The 25717-nt window shown below is 38.0% G+C and carries 14 protein-coding genes and 1 CRISPR repeat array; of the genes, 5 read left to right on the top strand and 9 right to left on the bottom strand.

Annotation, left to right across the window (positions count from 1 at the left end; all coding sequences use genetic code 11):
• Positions 1–239: 239 nt before the first annotated feature.
• The 9 genes from H7U17_RS04995 to ggt all read right to left on the bottom strand — a co-directional run bounded on the left by H7U17_RS04995 (position 240) and on the right by ggt (position 15534).
• Complete coding sequence (locus H7U17_RS04995) at positions 240–4208, bottom strand: PAS domain-containing hybrid sensor histidine kinase/response regulator (RefSeq protein WP_186755524.1); 3969 nt, start codon at positions 4206–4208, stop codon at positions 240–242.
• 573 nt (positions 4209–4781) lie between these two features.
• Positions 4782–6311 carry a sulfatase-like hydrolase/transferase gene (locus H7U17_RS04990; RefSeq protein WP_186755523.1) on the bottom strand — a complete coding sequence of 510 codons (1530 nt, stop codon included), beginning with the start codon at positions 6309–6311 and terminating at the stop codon, positions 4782–4784.
• 43 nt (positions 6312–6354) lie between these two features.
• Entirely contained in the window at positions 6355–8673 is a 2319-nt protein-coding gene (locus H7U17_RS04985) for a GH92 family glycosyl hydrolase (RefSeq protein WP_186755521.1), read from the bottom strand.
• A gap of 49 nt (positions 8674–8722) precedes the next feature.
• Positions 8723–10300, bottom strand: a complete 1578-nt coding sequence (locus H7U17_RS04980) for a sulfatase-like hydrolase/transferase (protein ID WP_222439139.1) — start codon at positions 10298–10300, stop codon at positions 8723–8725.
• Positions 10301–10850: 550 nt separating this feature from the next.
• On the bottom strand, positions 10851–11096 hold the full coding sequence (locus tag H7U17_RS04975; protein WP_186755519.1) for a YtxH domain-containing protein: 246 nt from the start codon (positions 11094–11096) through the stop codon (positions 10851–10853).
• Between the two features lie 143 nt (positions 11097–11239).
• Positions 11240–11698, bottom strand: a complete 459-nt coding sequence (locus H7U17_RS04970) for a hypothetical protein (RefSeq protein WP_186755517.1) — start codon at positions 11696–11698, stop codon at positions 11240–11242.
• Between the two features lie 246 nt (positions 11699–11944).
• On the bottom strand, positions 11945–12934 hold the full coding sequence (locus tag H7U17_RS04965; protein WP_186755515.1) for a 2-hydroxyacid dehydrogenase: 990 nt from the start codon (positions 12932–12934) through the stop codon (positions 11945–11947).
• 237 nt (positions 12935–13171) lie between these two features.
• Positions 13172–13540 carry a response regulator gene (locus H7U17_RS04960; RefSeq protein ID WP_186755513.1) on the bottom strand — a complete coding sequence of 123 codons (369 nt, stop codon included), beginning with the start codon at positions 13538–13540 and terminating at the stop codon, positions 13172–13174.
• Positions 13541–13803: 263 nt separating this feature from the next.
• Positions 13804–15534 (bottom strand): gamma-glutamyltransferase, encoded by a 1731-nt coding sequence (gene ggt / locus H7U17_RS04955; RefSeq protein ID WP_230981274.1) that lies wholly within the window; start codon positions 15532–15534, stop codon positions 13804–13806.
• 228 nt (positions 15535–15762) lie between these two features.
• Here ggt and H7U17_RS04950 point away from each other — a divergent pair, with 228 nt between their 5' ends.
• From H7U17_RS04950 to cas2, 5 genes are all read left to right on the top strand, one after another.
• Complete coding sequence (locus H7U17_RS04950) at positions 15763–16647, top strand: AraC family transcriptional regulator (protein ID WP_186755510.1); 885 nt, start codon at positions 15763–15765, stop codon at positions 16645–16647.
• A 1303-nt stretch (positions 16648–17950) separates the two neighbouring features.
• Positions 17951–18457 (top strand): HIRAN domain-containing protein, encoded by a 507-nt coding sequence (locus H7U17_RS04945; protein WP_186755508.1) that lies wholly within the window; start codon positions 17951–17953, stop codon positions 18455–18457.
• Position 18458: 1 nt separating this feature from the next.
• The gene (cas9, locus tag H7U17_RS04940) at positions 18459–22970 is read left to right on the top strand and encodes a type II CRISPR RNA-guided endonuclease Cas9 (protein ID WP_186755506.1); all 4512 of its coding nucleotides are present in this window, start codon (positions 18459–18461) and stop codon (positions 22968–22970) included.
• Positions 22967–23860 (top strand): type II CRISPR-associated endonuclease Cas1, encoded by an 894-nt coding sequence (gene cas1, locus H7U17_RS04935; protein WP_186755504.1) that lies wholly within the window; start codon positions 22967–22969, stop codon positions 23858–23860. The genes cas9 and cas1 overlap by 4 nt, the downstream gene beginning before the upstream one ends.
• Positions 23853–24200, top strand: a complete 348-nt coding sequence (gene cas2 / locus H7U17_RS04930; RefSeq protein WP_186755497.1) for a CRISPR-associated endonuclease Cas2 — start codon at positions 23853–23855, stop codon at positions 24198–24200. The genes cas1 and cas2 overlap by 8 nt, the downstream gene beginning before the upstream one ends.
• 132 nt (positions 24201–24332) lie before the next feature.
• A CRISPR array of direct repeats spans positions 24333–25592; the repeat unit is 46 nt; unit sequence GCTGTGATTACCATTGCAAGGTACAAGTCTGAAAGCAATTCACAAC.
• Positions 25593–25717 lie beyond the last annotated feature (125 nt).

Here is a 25717-nt window from a genome sequence, read left to right as displayed (position 1 = left end):
GATTCACAGTACAGAATTTAGAATGTATTCCAAATTCTGGAATAATGGCCTTACAAAAAAAGACGCACACTACTCTAATTCAACGTTTTACCTTTAAGGCACATCAATTGAGATATATTTATCGAAGTAAAGTATAATAACGCTTAAGGTTAGTTAGTAAAAGTTGATTGATCACCCGATTACCAACTCGATTACACTTTAAGTGAAGCTTTCGAGGGAGATTCTCCCTCCGAAAGCTATTAACTTTTAATATATTCCTTTATTGCCGTTATGGCTAATTTCAACTCTTCTAAAACCTTCTCTATTAATATAACAAGTTCCAGATCTTCAAAATCCTTACAACCTGACCGTTCTATTCCACCAGATAATTCAGCCAATTTCTCCATTCTTAGGGATTTAGCCGAACCATATAATTTATGTGCTGCAATGGTCAACTGAGGATCTTTTGACTCAGAAAATTTTAATATATCACGTTGGGAACTTTCCAATTCCTTCAATCCAGATTTCAAGATAGTTTGGAACATTTCATCATCTACCTCTTTGATTCCCAATGATCTCTTAAGCTGCTCAACATCAAAATCACTATAAAAATCTGGCATTGAATACTTTATTGAATTTGTAAATCGATCAGAATTGAAATCCCATTTATCAAGTAACCTGACCAAATCTTCTTCAACAAATGGTTTTGCGATAAAGTCATTCATCCCAGATTTAAGGCACTTTTCTTTTTCTCCCTTTATATTCCCAGCCGTTAAGGCTATAATGAGGATATTATGTTGTTTATACTTTTCCCTAATGGCCGCTGTAGCCTCATACCCGTTCATTTCTGGCATTTGCACATCCATAAAAATCATATCTGGAAGTTCTTTTGCACAGACTTCCAGTGCTTCTTTTCCATTAAAAGCTTCTAAAACTTTGATCCCTGGAGATATGTTTTCGATTACTGTTTTTGCCAATAACATATTTATATTATTGTCTTCTACCAACAACACTTTAATGTCATTGGACAGTACTGAAATTTCTTCTACCTTATCGCCCTGCTTCTTTTTATTGTTTTCCTTTCTGTTTAGCGATAGAAGAGAGTCATACATCTCCCTTAACTTAATGGGCTTCACCAGTCTAAGTTGAACGTTCAATTCCTTACATGCCTTTACTATTTTTTCATCATCAGAAGAACTGTGCAAGAAAATAATTGGCTGAGCTTCGAAACTTTCCCTGATCTTCCTGATCGTTTCGATTCCATCCATCATGGGCATATGATAGTCCATCAAAATCACATCAAACTTTTCTTCATTGATAAGTCTCTGAATAGCTTCAAACCCATTTTTCGCTTGAACAGTAGATATCCCCCTTAATTCCAGCATTCGTTCCAGGATCATTCTGTTATTCTCATTATCATCCACTATCAAAACACTCTTGATATTTAGATCCTCATCCCAAACCGCTGGCTCTCCATGCTCACACTTCACTTTGAGGTCAAAGTAAAAGGTACTCCCTTTTCCCAATTCACTTTCCAAATTCATTTTGCTTCCCATCATATGTAACAAGCTATTGGAAATGGTCAAACCCAATCCTGTTCCTCCATATTTTTTGGTGGTACTCACATCCTCTTGGGAAAATGCCTTGAAGATTTTCTTTTGCTTATCAGGATGGATACCTATCCCAGTGTCTTTCACAGAGAATCTGATCCCTATCTCTCCTTTTTTATTGACTTTACCCAAGGGACTTAATTTCAATTCTATCTCTCCCTTTTCTGTGAATTTGGAAGCATTGCCCAATAAGTTGACCAAAACTTGTTTTAACCTTACACTGTCCACCCATATATACCGGGGAATATCAGGATCTATATTCAACAACATTTCCAGCCCCTTTCTATGAACTTCATAAGTGATGATATCACTTGCTTGATTAGTGAGTTCGTATAAGTCATTCTTGTCAACGTCTAGATCAAGTTTACCCGCTTCAATTTTCGAAAAATCAAGAATATCATTGATAATGTTCAACAAGGAGTTCCCCGATTGATTCACAATGGAAAGGTACTGGGTTTGGGTTTCTGTAAGCTCGGTTTTTAATACCAAATCTGTAAAACCTATCACACCGTTTAAGGGTGTTCGAATCTCATGGCTCATATTGGCCAAGAATTCCGATTTGGCAATACTTGCCTGTTCGGCAAGTATCTTGGCACGTTTAAGTTCTTCACGCTGTAGACAGGACTCTGTTACATCCTGAGTAAGCATCATGATGCCACCGATTTCTCCGTCAAACTGGTACCAAGGCCTCACTTCCCATCTCAAATATTGATCATGTTCCCATCCCGGTGGTCTCCATACATCCTCTTCATCACTAATGACCTCTCCTTTCAGACACCTGGAATGAATATGCTTCCACTCGTCTGAAATACCAGGAAACACCTCATAATGAGACTTACCCTTCAAATCGTGATCTTGCAGCTTATATTCTTCCAACCATCTATTGGAATAGGCTACATATTTAATCTCGGTATCAAACATGGCCACTGCCGCTGGAGCATGCGTAACAAATTCATTTAACCTGGCTTTTTCTATGATAAGTTGTCTCTCGGTATCTTTCCTTTCAGTAATATCTGTAGCAATGCCCAAATACCCTATTATATTACCATTTTCATCTCTAATAGTAGTGACAGCCAAAGAAACAAACAACTTAGTTCCATCCTTTCTGATATAGGTCCACTCTCGCTCTTCTGCTCCTTCTAATTTCGACTTATGGATAAATACATTAAAACCATCTATGGACGCACCATATTCTTTACTTAATTCTTCTCCTCGCTGTGCTATCTCCTCGGAATCATGAAATACCGTTGGGCTTTGTTTGTTAACCATTTCATCCGCACTATACCCCAACATTTTTTCTGCCCCTTTATTAAAAACGGTAATCAATCCATTCTTATCTGTAGAAATAATACTTACTTCTGAAGAAGCATTTTGTACATTCTCTAATAATTTCTTAGACCTTATGATTTCAATTTCTGCCTTCTTTTTTTCATCTATATCTTGGAAGGTCCCAAATTGCCTTATACATACTCCATTTTCAAACTCTGAATGCCCAATGGCCCTGACCCAAATTTCCTTTCCTTTTGCTGTGATTAATTGCAGTTCCAGGTCATAGGGTATTCCTTCATTTATAGCTAATGCTATTGCCTTTGTTATTTTTTCCCTGCTATCTCCTTCTTTATAAAAATTTATTGCTTCCTCGATATCAGGCTGGTAATTTTCCTCCACCTCATGAATTTCCTTGGTTACTTTGGACCAGTGAATTATATTATTTACGAAATCACATTCCCAAGCCCCCACTCGTGCAGTCTTACTGGTCTGCTCTAGAATTTCCTTAAGCCGGTTATATTCCAACTCCAACTTATTCCGTTCTGTAATATCAAGTGCATTGCCCAAAACATATTTACCTCCATGCTTACTTTGTTCCATGACATTTGAAAACAGCCAGGTCTTAAGCTCTCCGGACTTATCCAAAATCTTCATAGTTCCTTGGGCATATCCTTTTTCTTCAATTGTCTTAAGGTAACCGTCAAATCCTTCCTGCAGGTGTTTGGGCATTAGGTGCGGAAGCCTGCTTCCTATCAACTCGTCTTTTCCATAACCCAAGCTTTTTGCACTGGACTCATTGACCATTAAGAGCTTTCCGGAAAGATCATGAATACACATCAAGCCTAAAGAGTTTTCAAAAAACTTTCTAAATCTTTGTTCATCATTCCCCTTTTCTTCTGCCAGTTGAGCAAAACATTCCCCAATTTCCTCTAAAATCAGTCTTTTGGATTTTAACTGATTTTCACAGAACTCACGACCTTCTTCTCCCAATAAAACAAGCCATATACCAGCCGCTTGATTTTCACCTTTTATGGGCAAAACCTCTACAAAATTTAGACGGGTATTTTCATATTCAAATCCTTTCCCCAGGTCGAGTTTATTGTAGTCTGATCCTTCCGGAAACTTTAGGCTTAATTCTTTAAAACTATCTTTTTGGGCATTGAATTCGCTTTCATCAATACCTACACCTTTTACAAACTCAACTTTTTCATCAAATTGCCTAAAAATAATAGCTGCTGGAAAATCTAAATTTAGTATCAGCAACTGCAACAACCTTCCCAATTTTTGGGAATTTTGGTTGTATATAAAAGTTTCAGACTGTCCATTAATATTTAAAACGGATTTACTCATAATAGTAGCAAAAGTTGGTAAAGCTAATCAAATCAGTATTTATGCAGTTTTACCCCATAAAAACGTAAGAAAAAATTAGCATTAAAATTTAAGAAATCAGGCAAATTAAAGATAAGACAACACGAAGGAATTAGAAAATTCTTACCTCCAAATTAAACTTACAAATCTTGAATTTTTCACATTAAAACCATTCCCAAGCAATGTTCATTTCAACAAATCACTAATACTTTTTTTTTATTGAGCATATAAAAAAACTGCTCCTCCTCTCCAGTGAAACCACACAAAGAGGAGGAGCAATTCATATCGAAAATTCAAGGAAAAACTAATTTCTTCTACTTGAGAAATAGGGTAAATCTTTAAAACCGGATTATTCATTTGTGATCATAGTGAGGACTAAAAACACAAGAAAATCAGGCTGTTTGGAGACTGAGGCATCCGCCGTGGCGGATGCTGAACCTGCCTACCGTCAGGTAGAGTCGAAAACAGTAGCAAAGCGACTGATTTTATCCCCCGCGGCGGATCAGCCCGTAATACTTGTGCGCCGCGGCATAGATAAGCTAATGATATTCCGGGTTAGATGAAAAGCTGTGAATAAACAGGCTCTAAATCCAACGGATCATCCATTTCTTCCTGCAAATGCATCAAATCTTCGAATAAGCCCTTGACTCTTTCAGCTTCTTCAGGTTTACCTGACAAATCATTCATTTCCAAAGGATCATTTTTCATGTCAAACAGTAATACCTTATTGATTTTTGGATAGACCAAAAGTTTATAGCCATCCTTGCGTATCATTCTTTGATAGTTCACATATGCACCATAAACTCCTTTTTCATAGGCTCCTTCCTGGGTTTCATTTTTTGCCAAAGACAAAAAGCTGTTGAACTCTACATAATCTGGCTTATCTATCCCTGCCAGCTCCAAGGAAGTAGCCATGACATCTTGTAAGTAGATATCACTGTCCACTTTATTGCCAGCAGGTAAATCCGGCCCCATAGCCATAAAAGGCACCCGAATACTATGATCAAATAAGCTTTGCTTACCAATTAACCCATGATGACCAACTGCTAATCCATGATCTCCAGTAAAGAAGATATAGGTATTTTCCAATTCTCCAGAAGCTGTTAAAGCATCTAATATTTTTCCTATTTGCTCATCTAAATGAGTTATAATAGCATAATATTCCTTCCTATGCGTTCTTATAGCCAATTCAGTCCGAGGGAAAGGTGCCAGAGCCTCATCCCTTAACCCAATTGAATTTCCAATATCATCCTTATAAGGGTACTCAGGCAACCAGTTTTCAGGAAGAGGTATATTCTCCAAAGGATATTTGTCCAAAAAGGATTGAGGAGCCTGACGCGGATCGTGAGGAGCATTAAAGGCTATATACATAAAAAATGGATTCTCTCTCTTTTGGGCATCATCCAAAAATGCTAATGCATCATCCTTTACCACCTCACTCCAATGTTTACCTCCTTCCCAATAGCCTCCATTATTTGGATCTGACGAAAACCAGGACGTATCATTTTCGTTCAGAGGTCTAAAATAGCCTTTTGGTCTCAAATCAGATATATCCTCTCCATTTTTCAACGCTTCTCTAATACTTGGCACACGCTTTCCTAGCTCTCCCCTAAAATCATTGGGCATTCCTGGACGGATGTGCTTGGCCACCTCAAAAACAGTTTCTGCTGGTGCTTGCACATGCCATTTACCGGTCATATAGGTAGAATAGCCTGCATTTTTCATCAACTGTCCCCAGGTTTGTTGCAGGGAAAGTGAATCTCCAGCAGACCATTGCTTAGATATCTCTTGGGCTCTCCAAACATGCCTACCTGAAATCATCATGGCCCGGGAAGCTACACAGATGGCCCCATTCCAACCTCCCATATTGTAAGCATGGGTAAAAGTAGTTCCTCCATCTACCAAGCGATCTAAATTGGGCGTTTCTATGACTTCATTTCCCAAAGCATGGATAGCTTCGAAAGTATAGTCATCTGCAAACAGAAATAAGATATTGGGCTTTTTCGCTTGATTCTCCTTTGCCTGCTGACAACTACAAATGGAAAGAGCAAAAACTAATATTAGCACACTTTTTAAACGTATCATATCATTTGCTTTTTATAATTTGATTGATGGCTTCTTACCAATCTCATTTTACCCCCCATTGTTTATTGGGTTTCGCACCTAAATTAATTTCAAGCTTACCGCCTTTTGCAAATACTTCATGCGGAAAACGATAACTGTCCCATGCTTCGCCATTAAGTCTTGCAGACTGGATATAAACATCTTCAATAAGATCATTTGCTTTAGCGATAATTACAAACTTATCTCCAGGATAATAATCATTATTTAAATCAATGGTAACCTTATTGAAAATTGGACTGGTAATTTCATATGCTGACCGTATAGAAGTTCCTCCATCTACCTGAAATAAGCCCATAGCCATCAATACACCCAAAGCACCCATTTGACCTTGATCCTCATCCCCATTATAGCCACCATACGGACTGGTATTACCAAAAGTGGTTGTTTTAACTTCTCTTACCCAGTATTGGCTTAACCAAGGCTTACCAGCATAATTAAACAAATGGGCCATTTGGCAGGAAGGTTGGTTTTCATAATCCACCCAACTTTCAGCATGCTTTCCATGATCAGTAATAAACTTGTTACTCTTTGCCTTTTCAAAATATCCATTAAGCAAATTTGCATATGCTTCATTTCCACCAAATAAGCTAATCAGGCCCTCCATATCATGTGGAACAAAATGGGAATATATCGCTGAATTACTTTCACAAAAGCCTAGGGTATTGAAACCCTCCCCTATCAAGGTAAAATCAGGGATCCAATTACCTTCCATATCTTTAGGATGGATGGCCATGGATTCTGGATTCCAAAGATTCCTATAATTTCGGGACCTTTGCATAAGCATTTTATAATCCTCCTCCTTGCCCAGCGCCTTGGACAACTGAGCCAAACACCAATCTTGATAAGCATATTCCAAAGTCATGGATGCACCGTCTTTGTGACCTCCATTTCCTTCGACTCCCTCTGGTACATATCCTCTGCTTTCATAATATTTCATTCCTCCACCTGTAGGATTCAAATCATGTTCATATCCTGCACGGTCCCTGATTCCGGCCACAAAGGCATTTTTCATCAATCCTTCATAGGCCTTGTCAATATCATATCCGCGGATCCCTTTGTTATAGGCAGTAGCAAAAAATGAAGTAGCTGGATCGCCTATCATCACATAAGTATAATTCCCTCCGGATGGACCTCTTGGGATTAATCCTCCATCATTATACATATTCACCATACTGGCACAAAATCCATCCATGATTTCTGGATAGGCCATGGACCATAAAACATTTAACGTCCACTGACTGCCCCATAATGCATCAAAGTTATATTGCGGAAAAACAGGCTTCCCTTGCTCATCCAAGGGTACTTTTCTGATCATAGGCTTCTCTCCGGTCATATCACAGTAGTCCCCATTAACATCACTCACTATCCTTCTTCCCAATAATGCATGCCAAAGATCAGTGTAAAACTTAACCTTTTCTTCCTTTTTTCCTCCTTCGACCTTAATTCGGGAAAGCTTTTCCTCCCATTCCTTTTCTGAATCAATCACAACTTGGTCAAAATCCCAATGCGGCAATTCCTCCGTCATATTCTTCCATGCATTTTCCAAGCTGGTATACGAAATAGCTACCTTCATTTTTACGGGCTGCCCATCCAAACTGACCTTTAAGTAGGCGCCATTATTCTTTCCTTTTACGGTTTTATTGGGCTCCAGCAGCCTTCCATCTTCCCAGCCACCAAAGGCTTCTATAGCATGGTCCAGTTCTGCAGCAAAATATACATAAGTGGATTTGGGTCTTCTCCTGGTTCCACCCATCAAAGAAAATCCTTCTATTTTACGCTCACCTATCTTCCTTACCATAGAAGAATCCACTTTACCATGAGCCAAAAATTCACCAGTATGAAAACTAATATATGCATCCTGATCCGATGGAAAGGTATATTGGTGAAAGCCTACACGTGTTGTAGAGGTCAGTTCAGCCTTAATACCATATCGATCTAGGTTGATTTGATGGTAGCCTGGCTTTGCAATTTCTGAGTCATGGTCAAAAGATGATTTGGTAGCCTCCATCCCTTTATGACCTTCAAAATCACCAGATGTAGGCATTACTGGAACCCCAGCCATTTGCCAAGCATGGATATGGCTGAAACACCTCACCTCGGTGCTATCATACAAATAGCCACTATTCCAACTTCCTGCTGTCCAAGTATCAGGACTTAAGTTGACCATTCCAAAAGGCCTGCTCGCTGATGAGAAATAAAACCAACGACTCTTATGCGTATCGACAAAAGGATTTACATAATTTACCAGGCGTTCTTGAACCTCATTTTTACAGGCAAAGAATAAAGGGAGTAAAGCAAAAATCAAATGCTTTAGCTTAAACATATATTAAAAGGTCGGTTTTGGGTTAATTATTAATTGATGCAATGAAGACTTAGTCCTTGGTGACTTTTGAACCCCACCAATCTGGATTAGGTTGCCAGTCTTCCTTGAACATATTCATCCTTTGCTTTTCCAATTGGGGGAGTCTGACCTCTTTTGCCCTATTTAACACTTCCTGCTCTTTATCAGCATCATACATAGGATCTTTTTTCGGCATATTGGCTGAAGTTCTGTCCAGCCTTTTTAAAAGCTTCTGCTGCAATTTCTTTGTCATCTTAGGCTCAAGCGAAGCCAAATCTTTATGTTCAAAAGGATCCTTTTCCAAATTATAGAGCTCGGCTTGATTATTCTCCCAATAATGAATTAATTTCCATTTGCCCTCTCTTATGATCGAACTTGGATCGCCTCCCTGGTTCCCATAATGTGGATAATGCCAAAAAAGGCTTCTTTTTTTCATGGATTTCCCTTTCATTACAGGCAGCAAACTTATCCCCTCTACTCTTTCATCTTTGTCTTTAGCTCCTACCAAGTCCAGTATCGTCGGATAAAAATCTATTCCACTGGCCGGATAATCAATCAACATAGATGGATTCATTCCGGGAACTTTGATAAAGTAAGGCACTCGAAGTCCTCCTTCCCACTGATATCCTTTGCCTCCTCTTAGCGGTAAATTGGAAGTTGAAAAATTATCTCCTGAAGCTACTCCACCATGATCCGAAGTAAATACTATGATTGTGTTTTTATCCAAACCTGTTTCTTTTAAGGCATCCATCACAATACCCACAGCTTCATCCATCGTCTCTACCAAGCCTGCATAAACCGGGTTATCCTGTACCTCTCTGATAGGCAGTCTTCTTTCCATAGAATAAGCGCTCTCAGCCACTCCATTCTCTATAGCTTTCTCTCTGTACTTGCCCCATTTCTCTTCTGTAGTTTGTATAGGACCATGAACAGCATAAAATGCCAACATGGCAAAGAAAGGCTTTTCGTGATTCCCTTTGATATACTGGGCAGTTTCATTGGCTAGTCTAATACTTAGGTTTTCACCATCAGGGCCCTGCTCCAATTTAGGATTTACATAGGGTGCAAAATAACCACCCATAGGACTACCCTTATCCCATCCACCTTTATTAATATCAAACCCATGATCTTCAGGATAAGATCCTTCATCTCCTAAATGCCACTTACCTGCATAAAAAGTCGCATATCCTTCATCCTTCAAAGCCTCTGGGAGTGTAATAAAATCACTGTTCAATTGGTGTTCATAATGCGGAGGCAATAGCTTGGTCTCCCTACCATAATTCCTCCATTTTTCTCCTTCCGGTGCACCTATCCAATCCGTGATTTTATGAACATCAGGGCTCACTCCTGTCATGATACTGGCTCTTGCTGGACTGCAAACCCTCGCTGCTGTATATCCTTGTACAAATTGAAAAGATGACCTGGCCAACTCATCTATATTCGGACTTTCATAAAAAGTACTTCCTGTAACTCCTAAATCATGATAACCCAAATCATCAACCAATACAAATACTATATTAGGCTTCTCTTGGGCACTTAATTCTGAACTCGAACCTAAAACAAATAGCCCCCCAATTACTGAAGCTAAAATAAATTTCACTCTACTCATTCTGTAATATTTCAAAATAATTTACTTATGAATTAAGCTTTAAAAATACGAATAATTATTAAAACCAATCAATCACAAATGAAAAACAAGTTTTCGAAAATATCCTTCAAAAATTTTATATCAAAAAACAACAGTTATTACCAAAGGCAAATGGATCATGTATTAGGGATTGAAATAAAAGAATAATTCTTAATATGTATATCCGCAATTGTACCAGTAAGTTTTACCATTCAGAACATTTGCTAAAAATAGAACACATATCTTTCAGAAACACTAAATTATATCTGTCTAGATCCGTGGAATCTCCCGATAAATCTGGACAGGCTGTGAGAAATAAGTTTACTGGTGTTAAAACGGATAATCATAATTCTTAATTTGTTTCTGAGAAAAGCTAAATATAAACCAGTAATTTTTAAACCCGGATTATCCATTGGGAATCGTAATACTTGTGCGCCGCGGCGTAGATAGGCTAAGCATATTTCCGGTTAAACATAAAAGGCCTCCCCAGGTCAATGGGGAAGCCTAAAATACTAAGAATCCTCAATCATTATTAGGATTCATTATTAACGATGGTTTCTTTTTTCATCTTGATTTTCTGTGAAAGCTCATTGATAGAACCTTTCAATTCATCAAACTTCTTGTCCATTTTACCATTTAAGGAATGGGCTAAGTCTTCACCTTGCTTTTGAACTTTTTTTCTAGTTTTTCCACCTTCATCTGGAGCATACATTACTCCCAAAGCTACACCTGCAAGCAATCCTGCTGCTACGCCTAACAATACTTTTCCTTCACCCATAATTTTACAAATTTTAGTGGTTAACAATTTGATTAAACATTTATTTCATCAAAACATCTGCTTAATATAAAAATCAAATATCTTGACACTCATTAACTTCGCAACAACCATGCTAAACTACCTAAATATCCAGTTTTAAATGATTATTCTTCGTTTCCCTCTACTTGAAATCGGTCTAATCCCTCCTCTACCAATTGAAAAATAATCCTTTTTAATTTTCTAAAATCCTTAGCAAGGATGGATAATAAATATTCTAATTCTTCATGATTGGAAACAATAGTTTCGCTAGCTGAATTATTATTTTTCTTTAATTGCTCACTAATTGCTTTCATTTGACGGCCTATCTTAAAATCAATTTCCTCCCTTCTTCTATCCAAAATCATAAGCCTATTCTCAATTCGGCGCACATGGTTAATATCAATATCCTCAATAAAACGGTAGAAATACTTCCCCAATAGCCCTCTTAGGAACCTGACTTCATCTTTATAGAAAGCCATATCTGAACGCCAATGTTCCCCTAGCGCATAATAACTCGTTAAAACATCCCCATTAAGGTTAATATTAAACCCTATTCCTGTCCGCGTTCCTACTAGCCCTGCCATAACCAAAGCTTTTGCTCCTTTAAATAACTTCCGCTGTCAATACAACCAACAGCATTATATATTAATTTGCACAAGCCATTAAAATCAGCTTATACCCTTAACATCAAAGAATATAATCATTCTTTGCACCAGGCAGGTTGGACGTTTGCCCATTCCTGCTTTGCTTTATCTTAATTTAACCAAATACACTGCTATTGGCAATATTTTTATGAAAAATATCCCTATTTCTTTATATAAACCTGCCCTCTAAACATTTAGCTCATTAGGACATGGTTTATTCTTATCCCAACAATCCAAATTAAACGCAGTTACTTCAGCTATTTTCTCCAAGGCTTCTTTGGTGAGAAAAGCCTGGTGACTAGTAATCAACACATTTTGAAAAGTCAACAAACGAGCAATTACATCATCTTGCAGGATATCTTCAGAATGATCTTCAAAAAACAAATCCTCCTCCTCTTCATACACATCCATTCCCATTGCCCCTATTTGTCCATTCTTCAACCCCTCTATTACATCCACAGTATTTACTAATGCCCCCCGACTGGTATTCACGAGCATCACTCCTTTTTTCATTTTCTTAATACTTTCCTTATTGACCATATATCGCGAGGCTGGACTAAGTGGTAAATGAAAGCTGATGATATGGGACGATTGACAAAGCTCCTCGAAATCAATATATTTGACGCCATATTTCTTTACCAGTGACTCATTCACATAGGGGTCATACGCTAAAATATGACAGCCAAATCCATGTAAAATAGCGGCTACTTTACTTCCTATTTTCCCCGTCCCTACTATCCCAACTGTCTTTCCTTCCATATCAAACCCTACTAAACCATCCAAAGAAAAATTAAGATCCCTAATACGATGATGAGCCCTGGGTAATTTTCGATTCAAAGCCAACATCAAGGCAACAGTATGTTCTGCAATAGCCGCAGGGGAGTATTCTGGCACCCTAGCCACCTTTATACCTAATTCTTCGGCTTTTTGTAAATCCACATGATTAAACCCTGCAGATCTCAATGCCAAATACTTCACGCCTAAACGACTTAACTTTTCCAATACCGGTGCCGAGGCATCATCACTTACAAAAACCGATACAGCATCGCAGCCTTCTGCAAGTCCTGCTGTATTGGTAGTTAGGCGAGTTTCTATCAAACGAAGTTGATGATTGTGAACAGCTTCTTCTAGATAGCTTTGTTCAAATTTATGGGCACTGAACACACTTACTTTCATAGGATGAGATTAAAATTTATATTGGAACCTTGTATAAATCAATCACCAAAAATGGAATCCTGACCTTAAAGATTGTTTATAAAATTAAGTGATTTTTGATGGCATGAAAATGACATTTGTCAATAGACAAAACATTATTCTACAGGTCAATGAAAAGTATGGCTAAAAAAACAAAAATCCATACTTTTTAAATTAAGTATGGATTCTTATAATATCAATAATTTACCTTAGAAACTCCTATAGATTAGGACTCATTACCCGGTCAACTGCCAGGTGTAGCGATTTGAAAGAAAAAGGTTTTTGTAAAATAAAACTATTTGGAATCCTTTTTATCAGCTTTTTTATAGATTCACTGGTTTCATTTGTACTTAAAAACAACAAAGGACAAGAATGATCTTTTCTGATATCCCTGGCAGTTTCGATGCCATCCTTTCCCCCATTCAATCTTGTTCCCAAAATCACAAAGGAAGGTGAAAATTGATTAATCAATGCTTTTGAATTGATCCCCGAACCAATACTGCAAACCTCATAGTCCTTATAACTAAGGATTTCTTTAATATTGTCAGCTAGATCAAAATCTTTCTCTAGAATTACGACTTTAGACATAGTTTTTCTGGTGTGTGTGGCAACAGATTTTATAAAAGTTATTAAGTGAACAATTTTAATACCAAATTGTTTGCTGGTGAGACAAACGCAAGTATCAAAACCCTATAATCACTTGATATACAACACTTATGATCTAAATTTATTTCAAATTTAGATAGGAAAGGTATTACAATAATTTCATAAAGCCAAAATTAATCAACCTACTTATTTTATAGATTTTATTCAGTGCTCAACAAATCTAACATGATATTTTTAAATTAACCCTAAAAACCTGCAGCCCAATCATCACCGCGTGGATCTCCAGCACCCTCAAGAAGTCCTTTTTCGTTTACGAGTATGGCATCCACCCTACCAATACTACCTCTTTCTTTAATAGTATGTCCCATTTCTTCCAAAGCAGATTTAGTAGTTTCCTCAAGCCCTCCCTTTTCAGGGAAAATAAAATTAGGTTTCCATTGATGATGGACCCTTGCTGAGGAAACAGCTTCCCTCATGTCCATTCCATGATCTACGACATTTAATATAGTCTGGTACACTGAGGTAATAATCGTGCTTCCACCAGGAGTCCCTACTACCATAAACAACTCTCCGTCTTTTTCTAGTATAGTTGGCGTCATAGCACTTAGCATACGTTTTTCTGGCTGAATCGCGTTTGCCTTCCCCCCTAAAAGGCCATAAACATTGGGAACTCCAGGTTTACTGCTGAAATCATCCATTTCATTATTCATTAAAAATCCAGCACCTGTAACAAATACCTTCGACCCATATCCAGAATTGATCGTGGTGGTTACTGAAACCGCATTCCCATTGGCATCTACGATAGAGTAATGCGTAGTCTCTTCACTTTCCTGATGATCAAAATTCATAGCCAATACTTGCTCACTATCCGTAGCATTAGTTAAATGGATTTCATCGACCCTACTTTTTAAATATCCATCATCCAACAAATCATCCTTAGGCACATCCCAAAAATCTGAATCCCCTAAATGTTTTGCTCTGTCTGCATAAACCCTTCTTTCCATTTCTGTCATCAAATGAATGGTCTTAGCTTGATGAAAGCCCAAATCACCCAAGGGAAAGTGAGCTGACATTTTTAATAGTTGCATTAGCGCTATTCCCCCACTACTGGGAGGTCCCATACTGTACACCTTTAACCCCCGGTATTCACCTGTTATGGGCGTTCTCCATTTGGCTTCATACTTGGCCATATCCTCCAATTCTATGATTCCATTTCCTGCTTTCATTTCTGCCACTAAAAGTTGGGCCGTTTCTCCTTTATAAAACCCATCCCGACCATTATCCTGAATCCTTTTCAATGTGCTTGCCAGGTCTTGCTGAACCAGTAAATCTCCCTCCTGCCATTTTCTGTCAAACCTTACCAAAGGAATATTAGTACTGTCCTGATTCTGCTCGATGAAAACCGATTTATATCGATTATAATTTTTAGCTTGCTTCTCTGTTATGTAAAAGCCTTTCTTGGCCAGTTTATAAGCGGGTGCTATCAGCTCCTTTAAGGGAACAGAGCCATACTTTTTATGGGCCTGGATCATCCCATCCACGGAACCAGGAACACCTGAAGCCATTGGACCGGCCAAGCTCAATCCATCTATAATTTCCCCATTTTCGTCTTGATACATTTCCTCAAAAGCTGCAAGAGGTGCCTTCTCCCTAAAATCTAAACTGGACACTTCGCCATCCACAGGCCGGTAAATCATAAATCCCCCGCCTCCAATATTTCCTGCAGCAGGATATACCACAGCTAATGCAAAATGAACAGCTACCATGGCATCAATAGCATTCCCCCCATTCTCCAAAACCTCTATTCCAACCCTGCTTGCTTCGGGATGAGCAGTTACCACCATGGCTTTATTGCCAATCACTGTTTTTCCTTCTTCATAACTTTTTGAACAAGCAAAAAAATGGCTTACAAAAACTGCTAAAACAAATACCCTCACTAAATAAAACCGGGAACTGTAAAATCTTTTCGTGGACATAAATCAAATTTTCTTTTGTAGGATCAATTATTCATCTCTTTAATATAGGTCAGCTTATCCAGCTTTTTCCTCCTAAAAACAAAATACATCAAGCCAAAACCAAGGCCATATCTCACATTAAACGCATCGAATAAAATAGTACTTCCTCAAATATAATATCAAACAAATAATTTTTCATTTTCCTTGTCATATCGTAAACTTACTCAAGTATTCGACTACACAAACATAATGAAACCCCTATTATTCAAAATCGCCAAAACAGAGGAAGAATCTGTCAGAATTCTGCAAGAAGATTACCCTTATTTTTATGATAATCTTCATTACCATTCTGAAACACAGATCATGGTTATTTTGGAAGGAGAGGGCACCTATTTCGTTGGTGATGCCATCGGTAATTTCAAAGCGGGTGATATTTTTATCTTGGGTTCCAATCTCCCCCATTTCTTCAGAAGTGACAAAATCTATTATGAAGAAAACACCAGTTTAAGGTCTAAAAATATTTCAATCATTTTTTCCTTAGAAAGCCTAAGTGAAGGTTTTTTGGAAATACCTGAATTTCATGCCATCAAACAATTATTATATTACAGTAAAAGGGGCTTGATGGTCCATGGGAATGCTAGAAATAAACTTTTTAAATCTGCCAATAAATTGGCGAGCAAAAAAGGGATCGATAGATTGATTTATCTCCTCAAACAACTACAAAAATTATCTAAAAGCAATGAACTGCTTGCCTTAAGCCATATAGATTTTGATCATGAACCCAAGCCCACAGACACCAAGAAGGTGAATATTGTCATCAATTTCATTATGGAAAATTTTGCTAAGGACATATCCCTCTCAGAAGCTGCAGATGTAGCTAACCTAAGTATCAACGCCTTTTGCCGTTTTTTCAAGCAGCATACAAGAAAAACCTTTTCCCAGTTCCTTAATGAAATCCGTATTGGCCATGCCTGCAAACAACTCATAGAAGAAGGATATAGTGTAAAAGAAGTGGCATTTGATAGTGGGTATTATAATATTTCCTATTTCAATCGTCAATTTAAAGCCATTACCGGTTATACCCCCTCCGAATACATAAAAACCCACAAACAAAATCATAATAGGGCAAGTTAACTTAAAGCTTTATGGCATTTCATAAAATTTTAGGACTAAAGCATTCCAAAAAATAAGGTGATAACATCATTTGAGTTTCTCAGAAAAATATAAATACATCTAGCTTTTTGCTTTAAGAAAACACCCATTTTCAAGATCAATATTTTCTGATAATTTATATTCACTTTTAACACTCCACTGGGCAGTACTTTTTACTGTCTAGTGAAGCATGGGAAACGCGTGATTTTTATACCTACAATCTACGACCTCCCTCCAACCTTTGTACAATTACTCCTGGATATATCCATTGCCCTATTTACTTTCTCTTGGATCAAACATGATTTCCACCCAAATTATCTTCGGATTTTACACGGTATGTTCCGAGGGTAATCCGAAGGAGATCCTAAGGTGATCCCTGAGTGATCCGAAGAATATTTTGTTTTACCCCTAACTAAGGTTAAGACAGACCAAAGTCAGTATAAACAGAAACAGGCATAATAGACCGAACCACCTAGGTAGAACCATCAATGAGACAGGAAACTGTTGGACGTTTAATTACAATTTTACAAGTTCAAATAAGGACTGCTTGAAAAGCTATCAACGGGATGATTTATTTTGGAATCATTAAGGACTGTATATGAAAAAAGATAAAGCTCGTGATTTGTACTTTATACAGAATTGATCAATCTTAATAAAAATAGCCGTCTCTAATTACTCCTATCCCAGCTATTCGGTTAGCACACCCTTCAGTCATTTTTTAGCTCTTTTCACAGAGAACCATTTATAACTTATTACCTTATTTGATTAATTCATTTCCTAAAAAACGATATTAATATCAAAAAATACCATAATTAAGGTATTTCTTGTCAGCTTTTTAATTACTATTTTAGTTGTGATTAAAATGTAAAACTATTTTCCTCATTCCACACACTAATACCTAAAATGCCATTCCTTTTAACTAATAGACTTCCTATTTTGGTTATGATTTTTTGCTATTTCAAGCGAAACAACTTTGTACCACTGATAAAATTGAACGACCACAAATACTTTAATTTCATTTTTAGGATAAGGCATTTCCTAATGAATAAAGTTTATCGCATTGATCTAAGCAATAAACAGTCAAGCTCATATTTCAAAAAGTACGGTTACCATAGAATTTTCTTAGATCCAAATTCTATGTTAGGGATTTTCAAAAAAAAACAGAAAATAAAAAAGCCCCGAAGATAGTCGAGGCACTAAATGTTTTCACAACGGAATAATCCTTATTGTGAATTGCTTTCAGGCAAGAAAGATACATGATCTTCCCAAAAAACCAAAGCATTATATGAAAATAGACAGAAAAGAATTTTTAAAAGTCGTCGGTTTAGGGAGCGCCAACCTAATTCTCCCTCCATTAGCTGCTCCATCCAACTTAAGTCCCCAACTACTTTCCCAGTCAATAAAAATTTATGACAACTATATCAAAGGGGTACAATATTATGATTTGGGTAAATGCATGAAACTGATAAAGCCAGGAGATAAAGTAGACCTAAAGAGATTTGCAGATCATAAATACGATCGCTTTGCCATTAGCGTGGAATGGGAGAAATATTTCTTGGGCTATCTACCCGCTTATGAAAATATTGTTTTGGCCAACCTGATGGATGCCGGTGGAAAACTAGAAGGAATGATCACTTCAAAAGGCTCTATCTATGAAGTCAGCATTGGGATTTGGACAGAAATAATCATCAATTCCAATGCCGCCACATCAGAAAAACTCAATGAACTACCAGCAGATAAGGTAGATGATATTTATAGAAGCAATAATTTTTATGATATAAAAGTAAGATAATATGAAAAGGATATTAGGACTGGATTTAGGAACAAATAGTATTGGCTGGGCATTGATCCAACACGACTTTGAAAACAAAGATGGTCGGATTCAAGATATTGGCAGTCGCATTATTCCAATGGGCCAAGATATTCTTGGGAAATTTGAAGCGGGACAATCTATTTCTCAAACGGCTGAAAGAACTGACTACAGAGGCATTAGGAGACTTTACCAACGAGACAAATTACGTAGGGAACGACTCCACCGTGTTTTAAACCTTTTAGGTTTCCTACCACAGCATTATGCTGATGCCATCGACTTCGATAGGAAATTGGGACAATTCAAACCAGAAACTGAAGTAAAACTAAATTATATAAAAAATGCTGATGGGAAATATGAATTTATTTTTAAAGATTCATTTGACGAAATGCTTCATGAGTTTAAGGCCACACAGCCCCACATATTTCAGGCAAACCACAAGGGAAAAACACCTCAAATCCCTTACGACTGGACAATTTATTATTTAAGGAAAAAGGCACTTTCAAAGGCCATTTCCAAAGAAGAATTAGCTTGGGTTATTTTAAACTTTAACCAAAAAAGAGGGTATTATCAACTTCGAGGGGAAGATTTGGATGAAGATAAGAATAAACAATTCGTCCAGTTAAAAGTAAAAGAAGTAATCGACACTGGCGAAAAAGTAAAAGGCAAATCACTCTATGATGTCCTCTTTGAAAATGGATGGAAATACGACCGCCAAATCACAAAAACGGAGGACTGGATCGGACGCACGAAAGAGTTTATCGTAACCATTTCAACGTTGAATAGTGGTGAGACTAAATATTCCTATAAAGCAGTTGATTCCGAAAAAGATTGGGCTGCAATTAAGGCTAAGACCGAAAGAGACATTGAAAATTCCCAAAAGACAGTTGGGGAGTTCATATATGAAACATTGCTTGATCGTCCCAACCAAAAAATCAGGGGAGAGCTGGTAAAAACCATCGAACGAAAATTCTACAAAGAGGAGTTCAAAAAAATCATTTCAAAACAAGTCTCCTTACAACCCGACCTATTCTCTCGGGAACTTTACCAAGCCTGTATTGAGGAGCTTTACCCTAGAAACGAGGCCCATCAATCACAGCTCAAGGATCAAGATTTTATCCATTTATTTTCAGAAGACATCATCTTCTACCAGCGACCGCTAAAAAGCAAAAAGTCTGATATTTCGGCTTGTCCCTATGAATTCAGGGTGTTCAAGAAAAAAGATATCGAAACAGGAGAAACCGAAATCGTCCATCAAGGGGTCAAAGCCATCCCCAAATCCCATCCCCTATTCCAAGAATTCAGGCTTTGGCAATGGCTCCATAACATACGAATCCATCAAAAAAACAGAACTACTGGAGACAAAATCGAAATCGACGTGGATATCACTTCCGAACTCTTGAAGACTGAAGAGGATTGGTCAAACCTATTTGACTTCATGACCAGCAAAAGGGAAGTCGAACAAAAGCATATCATCAAATATTTTATTGATAAAGGACTACTCTCAAACAACGCTAAAGACAACTACCGCTGGAATTACGTAGAAGACAAGAAATACCCGGCCTATGATACCCGCTCCCAATTTATATCGCGCTTAAAGAAGATAAAGGGGATAGAGCCCACCGATTTTCTCACAGAAAAAACTTGTTTAGGCAAAAATAACAGCGGCCAAATCCTCAGTAGAGAAGAACAGCTCTGGCATATTATATATTCCGTAACAGACAAAAAGGAATACCAAAGTGCATTGGGAAAATTTGCCCAAAAACACGGGATCGATGTAGACCCATTCGTGGAAGCCTTCATTAAGTTTCCTCCTTTTGACAGTGATTACGGCAGCTACTCCAAAAAAGCGATAAACAAACTCCTTCCCCTCATGCGACGTGGAAAGTATTGGGATGAAAACGCCATTCTTGACACTTCAAAAGAACGAATAGATGAGATTTTGGAACGAGTCAATTCATTGAAGCTGAAAGAGGGCTACTCAAAAAAAGAGCTAGCGGAGAAACTGGAAAAAGTAAGTGATGATGACATCCCCAAACAGGTCGTCAAAAGCTTCGTCCCCTTATCAAACCAACCATATACCGGCTTAAACACCTATCAAGCATGCTATGCCGTGTATGGCCGCCATTCCGAAGTCGGAGACATTCAATACTGGAGAGCAGCTGAAGACATTGATCTATACCTAAAAGGATTCAAGCAACATTCTCTAAGAAATCCAATAGTCGAGCAAGTAGTCTGCGAAACCTTGAGAGTCGTGCGCGATATCTGGAAAAAACAAAGATCTGAGGACCCCCACTTTCAATTTGATGAAATCCATTTGGAATTGGGCAGGGAAATGAAAAATTCAGCTGAGAAACGAAAACAACTGTCTGATAAAATCAATGAAAATGAGAACACCAACCATCGCATAAAAGAAATTCTAAAAGAACTCACGAATGACCCCATGATTGAAGGAGATGTGCGGTCTTATTCCCCTGGACAGCAAGAAATTCTAAAGCTATATGAAGAAGGTATTTATCAAAACCCAAACACAACATATGACACCGTAAGTGAGGATGAAATCAAAAAAATCAGAAGAAACAACAATCCTTCAAAATCAGACATTCTCCGCTATAAATTATGGTTGGAACAAGGCTACATCTCCCCCTATACTGGAAAGCCAATCCAACTTTCCAAACTCTTCACAACAGCATACCAAATAGAACATATCATCCCTCAGTCCCGGTATTTTGACAATTCTTTCGGGAATAAGGTAATCTGTGAAAGTGCCATAAATGAAGACAAGGACAATAAAACGGCCTACGAATATTTAAAAGCCAAAGGAGGCAGTATCGTCGATGGACATTTATTATTTAAACTGGACGAATATGAAGCCCATGTAAGCCGCTATTTCAAGCGCAATAAAACCAAGCTTAAAAACCTACTGAGTGAGGATATTCCAGAGGGATTTATCAACCGACAACTTAACGACAGCAGATACATAAGTAAACTGGTAAAAGGGTTACTGAGCAATATTGTCAGGGAAAACAATGAAAAAGAAGCAACTTCAAAAAATCTAATCCCAGTAAATGGAGCCATCACCTCCAAATTGAAAAATGATTGGGGATTGAACGACAAATGGAATGAGCTGATCACACCGCGATTTCAGCGATTGAATGAATTGACAAAGTCTAAAAATTTTGGGTTTTGGGATAAGGATATAAACGCCTATCGAATCCAAGTCCCAGATGAAATCAGTAAAGGATTCAATAAAAAGCGTATAGACCATAGGCATCATGCCTTGGATGCGCTGGTCACTGCTTGCACTACCCGAAATCACACTCACTATTTAAATGCACTAAATGCTGAAAAAAAGAATCATAATTTAAGAAGTAAACTATTAATCCAAAACGAACATGGCCATTATACCAAAACATTTCAAATGCCATGGAGTTCATTCCCGGTGGAAGCCAAAAACAAACTGGAAACAACCATTATCAGTTTTAAGCAAAATCTGCGGGTTATAAATAAAGCCAATAATAAATTCTGGTCATATAAAGATGTAAATGGGAACCTTAATATTGGCAAAAATGGCAAACCGGAGAAAAAACTCAGAAAACAGAATATGGGTGATCACTGGGCCATAAGAAAATCTCTACATAAAGAAACTGTATCGGGCATAGTAAATGGAATTGATGTACCCAAAGATAAAATAGCTGTTTCCGTCCGTACCTCCCTGACAGAAATCAAAACCCAAAAACACATTGATAAAATCGTCGATTCCCGCATCAGAAATATCATCATCCCCAACCACCTAAAAAACTACATCGATGAAAAAGGTAAAATAAATTTTCCCGAAGCATTTAGCCCTGCCGGGATAGAGGATTTAAATGAGAACATCACCCATCTAAACGAAGGGAAACCTCATCAACCTATATTAAAAGTCAAACTTTACGAAGTAGGTAATAAATTCCAAATAGGTGAAACAGATAATAAATCCAAAAAATATGTAGAAGCAGCCAAGGGCACCAACCTGTTTTTTGCCATTTATTGGGATGAAAAAAAACAAAAAAGAACGTTTGAAACGGTTCCACTAAATGAAGTCATCGAACACCAAAAACAGGTGGCGCATTTACCAAAAAGCCAAAGAACACCTATTCAGTCCAACCCAAATAAAGGAAAGCTTCTTTTTACCTTGTCACCCAATGACTTGGTCTATGTACCTACCGAAGAAGAAAATGAAAATCCTGGTTTGATTGACTTTTCTAATCTGAATAAAGATCAAGCCAGTAGAATTTATAAGATGGTGAGCAGTACAGGAAATGAATGCCATTTTATTCAAGCTAGCATAGCATCTTTAATCAAAAAATATGATACGAAAAGTAGATTTGGAGAAATGGGAAGTTTAAATAAGCTTGAAATCACTATTGATATTGATGCTCCTATTAGAATAAAGGAGAATTGTATCAAAATAAAAGTAGACAGGTTAGGCAACATTCAGAAATCTATCTTATGATCAAACGCACGCTTTTCTTCGGCAACCCTGCCTACCTTAGCACCAAAAACGAGCAGCTAATTGTCAGTTTCCCGGACGACCAACCTGATAAAACGGTTCCCATCGAAGACATTGGTATGGTCGTACTGGAAAATCCACAAATCACCATCACCAATGGGCTGATGGGAAAACTGGTCAACAATAAGGTAGCCCTGGTAAACTGTAATGGGCAACATCTTCCAGATGGCCTACTCCTCCCCTTGCATGGGCATTCGGAGCAAACCGAGCGGATCAGGCATCAGATCAATGCCAGTCAACCATTAAGAAAAAATCTATGGGCTCAGACCATCACTGCCAAAATTCAAAATCAAGGAGCACTCTTGGCAGAAAGGGATATTCCTATTCAAAAATTAAAACATTTGGCCAAATCGGTCCAATCCGGCGATACCGGAAACAACGAGGCTCAGGCTGCTGCTTATTATTGGCAGCATATCTTTGACCTACCAGATTTTAACCGAGAGCAAAAAGGACTGCCGCCTAACAACCTCCTGAACTATGGCTATGCCATATTGCGGGGAATTATTGCCAGGGCATTGGTCAGCTCTGGCATGCTGCCCACTTTGGGCATCTGGCATCGAAATAAATACAATGCCTATTGTTTGGCTGATGATATCATGGAACCCTATCGTCCATTTGTCGATAAGGTAGTACGGCATTTGGTAGAAACAAAAGACCAAATAGATGAACTGGACATTCATTTGAAAAGAGAACTTCTCACCATCCCTGCATTGGATGTTAGGATTGACGGGCAAAAAAGCCCATTAATGGTGGCTGCCAGTAGAACGACCAATTCATTATTTGAATGCTTTGCGGGCATCAGTAGAAAAATCATATATCCCGAATATGGATGAAAGCTTTTATTCAAGACTTAACCAATATCGAAGTTTGTGGGTATTAGTATTCTTTGATCTCCCTACCGAAACCAAAAAGGATCGAAAAATAGCCAGTTCCTTTCGTAAAAAGCTGCTGGATGATGGCTTTTCTATGTTCCAGTTTTCCATCTATATGCGTTTCTGTGCCAGTCGTGAAAATGCCGATGTCCATATCAAACGGGTAAAAAAGAACCTACCGCCCAAAGGAAAAGTGGGCATTATGTGTATCACGGATAAACAATTCGGTATGATGGAACTTTTCTATGGTACCAAAGTCGCCGAAAAAGAAACACCTTCCCAACAACTGGAATTATTTTGAATTTGAGAAAAGATATCTGACAGGTTTTAAAAACCTGTCAGATATCTTGGCTTTTTTCCAAAAAAACCTTCCGTTTTTTAATTCAAAAAACACACATAAACAACAGCATACCAACCACTTGACATGGGGTATGCTGTGATTACCATTGCAAGGTACAAGTCTGAAAGCAATTCACAACGCTCTGGGGACAACCCATAGGAGCACAGCGGCTGTGATTACCATTGCAAGGTACAAGTCTGAAAGCAATTCACAACACTTGTCAACAAAAGGTTGACCGAGCACATGCTGTGATTACCATTGCAAGGTACAAGTCTGAAAGCAATTCACAACATCAAGAGAAGAATGGAATGATTACAGAGAGCTGTGATTACCATTGCAAGGTACAAGTCTGAAAGCAATTCACAACAGCCGGTATCTCTTGATGAATTGCATCAGAGCTGTGATTACCATTGCAAGGTACAAGTCTGAAAGCAATTCACAACTCTCCATGGATAGTTTAGAAAATGAATTCCGCTGTGATTACCATTGCAAGGTACAAGTCTGAAAGCAATTCACAACTGCTTTGGCCAAAGGCAATCGGGTAAGTCCGCTGTGATTACCATTGCAAGGTACAAGTCTGAAAGCAATTCACAACTGGGTGTAATCAATTGAGTTGGTGTTTTTTGCTGTGATTACCATTGCAAGGTACAAGTCTGAAAGCAATTCACAACGGTTTTTAGCCTTAAAATCATTGGGTGCCCGCTGTGATTACCATTGCAAGGTACAAGTCTGAAAGCAATTCACAACAAGGTTGACATCATAGTAAAATGACCTGTCGCTGTGATTACCATTGCAAGGTACAAGTCTGAAAGCAATTCACAACACAAAAACAAAAGGGTTGATACTTGTCGAAGCTGTGATTACCATTGCAAGGTACAAGTCTGAAAGCAATTCACAACATAGTCGGGGTAACAAAATATTTCATCCTGCTGTGATTACCATTGCAATGTACAAGTCTGAAAGCAATTCACAACAAGGAAACGAAGACCAAAAGACCGAATTCGCTGTGATTACCATTGCAAGGTACAAGTCTGAAAGCAATTCACAACGGACTTCAGGGGAGAGGTAACCAGGTCATTGCTGTGATTACCATTGCAAGGTACAAGTCTGAAAGCAATTCACAACAGGTGATCATGGATGCACCTCATGCGGCACGCTGTGATTACCATTGCAAGGTACAAGTCTGAAAGCAATTCACAACGGTGGCATGGTCATATTCTACGATTTCAAAGCTGTGATTACCATTGCAAGGTACAAGTCTGAAAGCAATTCACAACTTCCAGCTTTTGGAAGGTGGTGGCTTTGTTGCTGTGATTACCATTGCAAGGTACAAGTCTGAAAGCAATTCACAACGTAGCCTTGATGATTTGTTGAATGTCGTTTGCTGTGATTACCATTGCAAGGTACAAGTATTCGTGAACTTTTGTTTTTCAATGGTTCTCATGAATGCTTACGCATTTCTGAAAGCAATTCACAAG

The sequence above is a fragment of the Echinicola salinicaeni genome, from assembly GCF_014280965.1.
GTDB lineage: Bacteria > Bacteroidota > Bacteroidia > Cytophagales > Cyclobacteriaceae > Echinicola > Echinicola salinicaeni.
Note: the sequence above shows the minus strand (reverse complement) of the source record. Positions and strands in the feature narration are given on the sequence as shown.

Coding starts and splice junctions, on each gene's coding strand:
- H7U17_RS04995 (WP_186755524.1), bottom strand. CDS start 4,208: ATGAGTAAATCCGTTTTAAATATTAATGGACAGTCTGAAACTTTTATA.
- H7U17_RS04990 (WP_186755523.1), bottom strand. CDS start 6,311: ATGATACGTTTAAAAAGTGTGCTAATATTAGTTTTTGCTCTTTCCATT.
- H7U17_RS04985 (WP_186755521.1), bottom strand. CDS start 8,673: ATGTTTAAGCTAAAGCATTTGATTTTTGCTTTACTCCCTTTATTCTTT.
- H7U17_RS04980 (WP_222439139.1), bottom strand. CDS start 10,300: ATGAGTAGAGTGAAATTTATTTTAGCTTCAGTAATTGGGGGGCTATTT.
- H7U17_RS04975 (WP_186755519.1), bottom strand. CDS start 11,096: ATGGGTGAAGGAAAAGTATTGTTAGGCGTAGCAGCAGGATTGCTTGCA.
- H7U17_RS04970 (WP_186755517.1), bottom strand. CDS start 11,698: ATGGCAGGGCTAGTAGGAACGCGGACAGGAATAGGGTTTAATATTAAC.
- H7U17_RS04965 (WP_186755515.1), bottom strand. CDS start 12,934: ATGAAAGTAAGTGTGTTCAGTGCCCATAAATTTGAACAAAGCTATCTA.
- H7U17_RS04960 (WP_186755513.1), bottom strand. CDS start 13,540: ATGTCTAAAGTCGTAATTCTAGAGAAAGATTTTGATCTAGCTGACAAT.
- ggt (WP_230981274.1), bottom strand. CDS start 15,534: ATGTCCACGAAAAGATTTTACAGTTCCCGGTTTTATTTAGTGAGGGTA.
- H7U17_RS04950 (WP_186755510.1), top strand. CDS start 15,763: ATGAAACCCCTATTATTCAAAATCGCCAAAACAGAGGAAGAATCTGTC.
- H7U17_RS04945 (WP_186755508.1), top strand. CDS start 17,951: ATGAAAATAGACAGAAAAGAATTTTTAAAAGTCGTCGGTTTAGGGAGC.
- cas9 (WP_186755506.1), top strand. CDS start 18,459: ATGAAAAGGATATTAGGACTGGATTTAGGAACAAATAGTATTGGCTGG.
- cas1 (WP_186755504.1), top strand. CDS start 22,967: ATGATCAAACGCACGCTTTTCTTCGGCAACCCTGCCTACCTTAGCACC.
- cas2 (WP_186755497.1), top strand. CDS start 23,853: ATGGATGAAAGCTTTTATTCAAGACTTAACCAATATCGAAGTTTGTGG.